Consider the following 8,181-nt stretch of genomic DNA (forward strand, 5'->3'; position numbering starts at 1 on the left):
TATTATATTAATGAATGATGAAATTTTACGCTCGTTTATCATTTATTATACTCCTTTTATAAATAATGTAAATATAAAATATGACAAAGTTGTTGGTGATTAATACTTTAATAAAATAAATATAACGAAAATAAACATATATAAATAGTAGGTTTTATATAAAAGTTATATATGAGGTGAATTATATATTGGTATTGATACATTTTCTCGGTACATATACCCCTAATAGTATAAATACTATACCCTGCTAGGTATAATAGATAGTTGAATTTCGATGAATTTCCAGTATTTATGAACAAATAATAATATTTTGTTCTTTTTTGAGAAAAAATAGCAATAATTCATGACTAATAATTGACAGAATACAAAAAGATAAGATACCATAATATCAATATAGGTTTTATTTTATAATATTCAAATAATATACTATTACAATTCTATAATGAAATTCATGTTGTAAGTGTCGGGTATGCCGAGCGATAATAAGAGGAAAATAGGTGTAAATCCTATGCTGCCACACAGCTGTAAATGAGGAGTCAATTTCGCTAAAGAGTCACTGGGAAACTGGGAAGGCTAGAAATTGATAATGAGTCATGAGCCAGAAAGCCTGCTTATAACAAATTAGCTATTACACCCTTGGAATCGTGTTATAGGATTAATTTGTTGTTGAGTTCATACTCGCTCTTTCAAAGAGCGAGTTTTTTTATTGGGAGAATAATAGCTATATGTAGGGAGGAATAGGTATGGTAAAGAGGACACTGCAACATTTGGGGCAAGTGTTAGTTACATTAATAGGGGTTACCTTTTTAACATTTAGTTTGAGTTTTTTAGCACCTGGTGATCCAGTACTTATGTTATTAGAAACAGCAGATACTATTGTTTCACAAGAGTTAATCGATCAAACTAGGCAAGAATTGGGATTAGATAAACCTTTTCTCGTGCAGTATGGCAATTGGGTAATGCATGCAGTTCAAGGTGATTTGGGTATGTCTTATTCGGCTAAAAAACCAGTTGTAGATAAGATGTTGGAAGCCTTGCCAGGCACACTTATGTTAGCTAGTGTAACCATTGTTATGATTTTGATTATGGCAGTGCCTTTAGGGATTATAGCAGCAATTAACCAAAATAAATGGCCTGACTTTTTAATCCGAGGGATTGCTTTTGTTGGTATATCTTTGCCTGCCTTTTGGTTAGGCCTTATGTTACTTTATATTTTCGGTTATAAATTAGGGATTGCTCCTATTGCAACCGCAACAGTATCTTTAAAGAATGCAATTTTACCTGCTTTTACTTTGGCGTTTGCCTTGATGTCTAAATTTATGCGACAAGTGCGTTTAGTTATTTTAGAGGAAATTAATAAAGATTATGTAGTAGGGGCGCGCGCACGTGGCATGGGGCATATGGAAATTATGTTTCGTCATATTCTACCGAATGCTTTTTTACCGCTTTTGACTATCTTTGGTATGTCTATGGGGTGGCTGCTAGGCGGTGTAGCAGTTGTAGAAATGGTATTTTCTTGGCCTGGACTTGGCAAAATGGCGGTACAAGCTATTACTTTTCGAGATTATCCTTTAATTGAAGGTTTTGTACTTTGGGCATCGGTAGCCTATATGTTAATCAATGGGATTATTGATTATTCTTATACTATATTGGACCCACGGTTGAAACGGGGGTGTAAATAGTGAAAGCGTTTATTAGTAATAATAAGGCCTTTTCTTTTTATTCTTCTTTAGTCATATTGGTTATTTTAGTGGCTGTTTTTTCACCTTGGTTAACACCACATGATGCGTTTGTTTCTGATTTGAGTAATGCTTTACAAGCACCAAGTGATACGCATTGGTTTGGTACTGATAAATTAGGTCGTGATGTGTTGTCACGTATTATTTATGGTACAGGTTTGTCATTATTTATGGCCTTTACTATTGTGTGTTTAGTTGCTTCTATTGGCACTATTGTAGGCTCTGTGGCGGGCTATTTTGGTGGTGTCGTAGAGATGGTGCTTATGCGCATTTGTGACATTATGATTTCCTTCCCTGGTATTGTATTGGCTATTGCGATTGCTGGTATTATGGGTGGCAGTGTAGGCAATACTATATTGGCACTTACGATTGTAGGATGGGCAAAATATGCTCGTTTGGTGCGCAGTTTAGTTATTAAAGTGCGGCAAGAAGATTACATAGCCGCTGCTATTATGAGTGGCGGTACTTCAGCCGTTATTTTACGGCGCCATATTTTACCAAATTGTATGCCTTTGGTAGTAGTCACCGCTAGTATGGATTTAGGAATTATGATGCTCGAAGTGGCGGGTTTATCCTTTTTGGGGTTTGGGGCACAACCGCCCACACCAGAATGGGGGCTTATGCTTAATGAAGGGCGTCAATATTTACAATTAGCACCTTGGTTGATGATGTTTCCTGGGGCGGCCATTTTAATAGTGGTAGCGATTTTTAATGTGTGGAGTGATAGTTTACGTGATATTTTAGATCCTCGACAAAAATAGTTTATTTGTAAGAATGACTAAACGAGTGATTTTAAATATATGAGTAGCATCAGATGTAACTATTAGGTATTAGGTTTAGGGTATTTATTTTTAGAAGGGATGTTGAGTATGAAAAAGTTTTGGCGTAAGGCTTTGTTAGGCAGTGTAGGTGTAATGCTCTGTGCTTCTTTATTGGCTGGTTGCGGTAGTGAATCGGCTGATAATAAAGAGGTCTTAAAAGTGGGCGTAACTAACTTTGCTGATACATTAGAGCCAACGGATAATTTCTATGCTTGGGTGGTTATGCGTTATGGTATTGGGGAAACATTGACCAAATTTGACAAAGAAATGAAACCAACTCCATGGTTAGCCTCTAAATGGTCTTTAAGTGATGATAAAGTAACATGGACATTTATTATTGATGATAAAGCGAAATTTTCTAATGGTAAGAAGTTAACCGCTGCAGAAGTGAAAGCCTCTATTGAGCGTGCTTTTGCTAAAAGTAAGCGAGCCGCTACATTTTTTGAATATGACTCCATTGAAGCAAATGGACAGGAATTAGTAATTAAAACGAAGAAGCCAATGCCGAATATGCCAGGTCTTTTAGCGGATCCTCTATTCTTGGTTGTTGATGTACAATCTGAACAAGACGGGCGTAATTTCTCTAAAGAAGGTCCTATTGCTACAGGCCCTTATAAAGTAGTGTCATATAGCAAAGATAAATCCGTATTAGAGGCTAATGAAAACTATTGGAATGGTACAGTGCCATTTAAAACTGTTGAAATACCGTCTATTGAAGATCCAAATACACGAGCTATGGCGTTGCAGTCTGGGGAAGTCGATATGGCGGTTAATATTGGGCCTGGCGAAATTGGTTTGTTTAAAGGAAATGATAAATTCCAAGTTGATGAAATTGCTTCCTTGCGCGTTGTCTTAGCTCGAATTAATCAAAAAGGCTTATTAGGTGATTCAAAAGTAAGAGCAGCCTTTATTAGCGCTACTGACCGCAAAAATTATGCGGAGGTATTACTAAAAGGCACGTTTATCCCTGGTAAGGCGCCAATTCCACCTTCTATGGACTATGGTTTTGATCAATTAACCGACCCTAATGCGTATAATCCGGAACGGTCTAAGCAATTATTGGCTGAAGCAGGGTGGAAAGATACGGATGGGGATGGTATTTTAGATAAAGATGGCAAGCCATTATCCGTTAACTTTGTAGTTTATAATAGTCGTGCTGAATTGCCAATTTATGCAGAAGCTGTGCAGGCGGATCTTCGTAAAGTTGGTGTGGATGTAAAAATTAAAACAGTTGATTATACATTAATCGATAAAATGGGGATTGATGGGGATTATGATTTATTAATTTCTAATATTGTAACCGCAAATACAGGGGACCCTGAAACGTTCTTAAAATGGTATTGGAAAACTAATGTAAATGGCGATAATCCCCAAAATGGCTCTGGCTATAGCAATCCAGAAGTAGATGCAAAATTAGATGCATTATCTACAGAGTTTGATCCAGCTAAACGGAAACAATTAATTATTGAAGTACAACAATTATTATTAAATGATGGGGCTGCTTTATACTTTGGTTATCCAATGACTAATATTATTGCTAAGAAATCCTTAAAAGGAGTTGTTATGTTCCCATCTGATTATTATTGGATTACGAATGACATTGCTAAATAAAATGTGTGGTTAACTAACATATATAGTAGCTATATTTTTAGTATATATATTATTAGGGATTAGATTTTTGACGAGCGTATAAAGAAAGGGTGTGCGTGTCATATATGACGCAGAAGGCAGCATTGGTTGAGGTAAAAAATCTAAGTATAGCTTATGGTGAAGCGGCGCCTTCTGTGACAGACGTCAACTTTTCTTTGGCAGAAGGTGAAGTGCTTGTCATTGTAGGTGAATCAGGTAGTGGTAAAACGACGATTATTCGGGCATTAATAGACTGTTTATCTGTTAGTGGTCAGGTGGTACAGGGGCATCTGTATTATGATGGTGATGACATAAGCACTTGGTCAGAAACTAAATGGCGCCAATATCGTGGAACGGATATTTCTATGATTTTTCAAGACAGTGGTAGTGCTATGGATCCGATACAAACTATTGGTAAACAGTTTATTGCCCATATTCGTCGTCATAGTGGCATGACTAAATCGGCGGCAGAAAATAAAGCACTGGAATTATTAGCTATGGTGTCCTTGCCAGCTAGTAAAGATATGTTACATCGCTATCCATTTGAGTTGAGCGGTGGTCAACGACAACGGTTAGGCATTGCTATGGCTATGGCGTTTACGCCCCGTTTATTACTAGCGGATGAACCGACGTCAGCTTTAGACGTAACGACACAGGCTCAAATTGTAGAAGAATTGCTACGCCTTTGCAAACAAAATAAAACAGGGATTATCATGGTGACCCATAATATTGGCGTAGCGGCACATATGGCAGATAAAATTATGGTTATGCAACAAGGCCAGGTTGTTGATTATGGTACACGGGATGAGGTTTTATTTACCCATCATTCTGATTACACGGCTAAGTTATTAGATGCTGTGCCTACATTAGGAGGAAAACGCTATGTCGATGCAGTTGAATAAAGAACCGATAAATAATCAAAGGGCTAGCATGACTGACAAAGCCATAGGTACGCCTGTTTTAGAAGTTAAGAACCTTTGCAAAACCTTTTCATTACCTAATGGGGGGATGCTAGAAGCTTGTAAACATGTATCCTGGTCTTTGTGGCGTGGTGAGTCCTTAGGTATTGTGGGGGAATCGGGATGTGGTAAGAGTACTCTCTTAAAAATGATTTTGCGCATGTTGACACCTACGAGTGGTGATATTTATTTGGACGGTGTCCGCATGGAAGTCGGTAATGGTAAGACTGATCGGGAGCAACGTCGTAAAATTCAAATGGTGTTTCAAGATTCCTCGCAAGCATTTGATCCTCGCATGACAGTAGAGGATATTATTTGCGAACCTCTTTATAATTTTGGGCTGTTGGCACGTGGTGAAACGACGGCTATTGCAACTCGGTATTTAGAGATGGTCGGTTTAGAAGGGGATTTTGCCAAACGGTATCCCCATGAGATGAGTGGGGGTCAGCGTCAACGGGTGGCCATTGCGCGAGCGTTGGTGTTAGAACCAGAGATCATTGTATTTGATGAGGCTACGTCTGCTCTTGATGTATCGGTGCAGGATGCGATTGCTAAATTATTAGTAAAATTACAAAGAGAGAAAAATTTAACCTATGTATTTGTGGCCCATGATATTGCCTTTATACGTAGTATATGTCATCGGGTAGTGGTGATGTATTATGGTGAAGTAGTGGATGAAGTGTCAGCAGCCCGATTGACTGAGGCGGAGCACCCTTATACACGAAAGTTGATAAATGCTGTATTTGAAGTAGGTAATGATAGAAAAAGAGTTGTAATTTAATATAAAAGTAAGCTATACTTTAATAGAATGAAATAAATACTACTATATATACATATATAGTAGTATTTGTTGTATAAGGTGTTTTTAGGAGGATAAAAGACAAAGGTATGATAACTGTAGAACTGATTACACCGGACACCAAGTGGGAGCCGATTTATCAATTCTTAGTAGAGCAAATGCATGTGCATTATGGTAGACCTTTTGATTCGGAACGGAATCAACAATTTTTAAATTTAGCGGAGCAATACAATCCAGCTAAGCGCAGTCAAGCCTATGTGGCTTATAATGAAGCGGGTGATGTTATCGGGACAGGCTGTTTGACCCCGTTAGCAGAACAAGAACATCGTCCGCCACATTGTACGAGTTTAGACACTTGGGGATATGTATCGCGAATCTATGTGGCTGAAAATCTTCATGGCCAAGGGGTAGGGCGTAAAATATATGAAGCTATTGAAGTATCGGCGCAACTATTTGGATATACTCATTTATGTTTAAATACGCATAGATTTTTAAACAAGGGATGTTCTTTTTGGCAACGACAAGGTTATATTGAGTATGAAGATACACATGATGAATGGCAAACGATTTGGCTTAGTAAAGAGTTAAATGCGTTAAGTGAGCTAGCATTGTAAAAGATATCCACAAAAATAGTAAGTTATACACATAAAAACTAAGATATATCCACAGAAAACACCTGACTTATCCACAGTAGGTGTGCATGAGCACTAGTAATGAACGTGTGATGTTATTTTTAGGCTAAAGGAAGAACGTAGTACAATGAATTAAATTGTATTACGTTCTTTAATTAGGCGTGAAAGGAATGTAGGGATACTGGTGAAAGGGGGAGAGGGTAATGCGTATTGATACAGATCATATGGAATATTTTTTAGCAGTAGTTCGTCATGGCACTGTTACTAAAGCAGCACAAGCATTGCATGTAGCACAACCTGCTGTAAGTCGGAAAATAAGGGCGCTAGAAAATATATTGAATATAGCTTTGTTGGATCGCCAACCTCGTATGGTATTAGTCACAGAGGCAGGCAAAGCTTATGCTGAAGTATTTACTCAATATTTACAGGCTATGAAAGCGGTGCAGGCTAAATTTGGCAATCATGATGAGCAGGTGATTCGCTATGGTATGTTCTTAGGTTGGAACTGGCCTAAATCATTAACCTCATATGTGTCGACGTTTCAGAAGGAACATCCTCATATCAAATTAATTGGTACTAGTGAAGATGTAAAAGGGCTCCGTGAGGGATTAGTTAGTAAGCGTTTAGATTGTGTTGTAGCTTTACCAGAAATGTTGCCAGACTATGAAGGGATTCAGCAAGTTCCACTAGGGGATATAAGTCGCACAGTAGTCTACTCTAAGCGAAATTCATTGGCAAATCGTGACAATGTAACATTAAAGGACTTTAAAGATCAACCTTGCTATATGTTTCAAGATGAGGTGACTGAAGTGGCTAGGAAAATGATTATGGATTTATTTAAGACATATCACCTGCCAGAGCCTGAAATTCGTGTGGTAGATAATTTAGAGTCAGCAGTAATGGCATTGGAACAAGGCGAAGGGTTTGCTTTGCTCGATGATAATCAGCGTATTATTCATAATTTGCAATTTAAATACTTTATATTACCTGAAACAAAGACTATGTGCTTGGCATATACTACAGAAAGTAGTGAAAAATCTGAATTGATACAATTTGTTGAGGGGATAGAGAATGCGTTGAAAGTATAGTTTGTCTTCTGTGAGAGTAATAATGTGTTATATTAGATTTCCTGAAAATATTTTAAGAAAAAGGGTTGACGAAGTATTCGAAAAAGAGTATTATAGTTCATGTCCTCAATCACGGGACATCAAAGGGGCGAGATAAATGAAATCTTAAAGCTCTTTTTTGAAAAATAAGTGAGATATTGTTTACTAAGTTTTTCTGAAAATATTTTACAAAAATACTTGACAGTGAAAATTAGTTGCGATATAATAATTAAGCTGTCGCAAACTGGTAACAGTAAAGCGATGTAGCAGATCTTTGAAAACTGAACAATGTAAGGTAATCATTTCTAACGAAATGAACATAGCCAGAGTGCGGGTTTCAACAACGTTGAAACCAACCAAATAAATTCTAAGTTAGATAACTTCGGTTAAGCTAACAACAACGAAAAACGAGCTAGCAGATAGCTCCAAGATATCTTGGAGAGTTTGATCCTGGCTCAGGACGAACGCTGGCGGCGTGCTTAACACATGCAAGTCG

The 8,181-nt window shown here is 37.5% G+C and carries 7 protein-coding genes, 1 rRNA gene and 1 riboswitch; all 8 genes read left to right on the forward strand.

What is annotated here, in order from left to right; genetic code table 11:
* The first annotated feature begins 441 nt into the window (after window positions 1–441).
* Window positions 442–629: riboswitch (cobalamin riboswitch) on the forward strand.
* Window positions 630–743: 114 nt separating this feature from the next.
* Window positions 744–1,682, forward strand: coding sequence for a nickel ABC transporter permease (gene nikB, locus NFR27_RS05555; RefSeq protein WP_251444270.1), 939 nt, complete (start codon window positions 744–746; stop codon window positions 1,680–1,682).
* The gene (gene nikC / locus NFR27_RS05560; protein WP_251444267.1) at window positions 1,682–2,500 is read left to right on the forward strand and encodes a nickel transporter permease; all 819 of its coding nucleotides are present in this window, start codon (window positions 1,682–1,684) and stop codon (window positions 2,498–2,500) included. Before nikB ends, nikC begins: the two co-directional genes overlap by 1 nt.
* Window positions 2,501–2,608: 108 nt before the next feature.
* On the forward strand, window positions 2,609–4,171 hold the full coding sequence (locus NFR27_RS05565; RefSeq protein WP_251444265.1) for an ABC transporter substrate-binding protein: 1,563 nt from the start codon (window positions 2,609–2,611) through the stop codon (window positions 4,169–4,171).
* Between the two features lie 104 nt (window positions 4,172–4,275).
* On the forward strand, window positions 4,276–5,091 hold the full coding sequence (locus NFR27_RS05570; RefSeq protein WP_251444263.1) for an ABC transporter ATP-binding protein: 816 nt from the start codon (window positions 4,276–4,278) through the stop codon (window positions 5,089–5,091).
* A gap of 28 nt (window positions 5,092–5,119) precedes the next feature.
* On the forward strand, window positions 5,120–5,929 hold the full coding sequence (locus NFR27_RS05575; protein WP_251444310.1) for an ABC transporter ATP-binding protein: 810 nt from the start codon (window positions 5,120–5,122) through the stop codon (window positions 5,927–5,929).
* Window positions 5,930–6,036: 107 nt separating this feature from the next.
* Window positions 6,037–6,561 (forward strand): GNAT family N-acetyltransferase, encoded by a 525-nt coding sequence (locus tag NFR27_RS05580; protein WP_251444261.1) that lies wholly within the window; start codon window positions 6,037–6,039, stop codon window positions 6,559–6,561.
* 221 nt (window positions 6,562–6,782) lie between these two features.
* Entirely contained in the window at window positions 6,783–7,667 is an 885-nt protein-coding gene (locus tag NFR27_RS05585) for a LysR family transcriptional regulator (RefSeq protein WP_251444259.1), read from the forward strand.
* A 450-nt stretch (window positions 7,668–8,117) separates the two neighbouring features.
* Window positions 8,118–8,181: ribosomal RNA gene (locus tag NFR27_RS05590) — 16S ribosomal RNA — on the forward strand; the annotation flags it as partial.

This window comes from Veillonella intestinalis (assembly GCF_943192895.1).
In the GTDB taxonomy this organism is placed as follows: domain Bacteria; phylum Bacillota; class Negativicutes; order Veillonellales; family Veillonellaceae; genus Veillonella_A; species Veillonella_A intestinalis.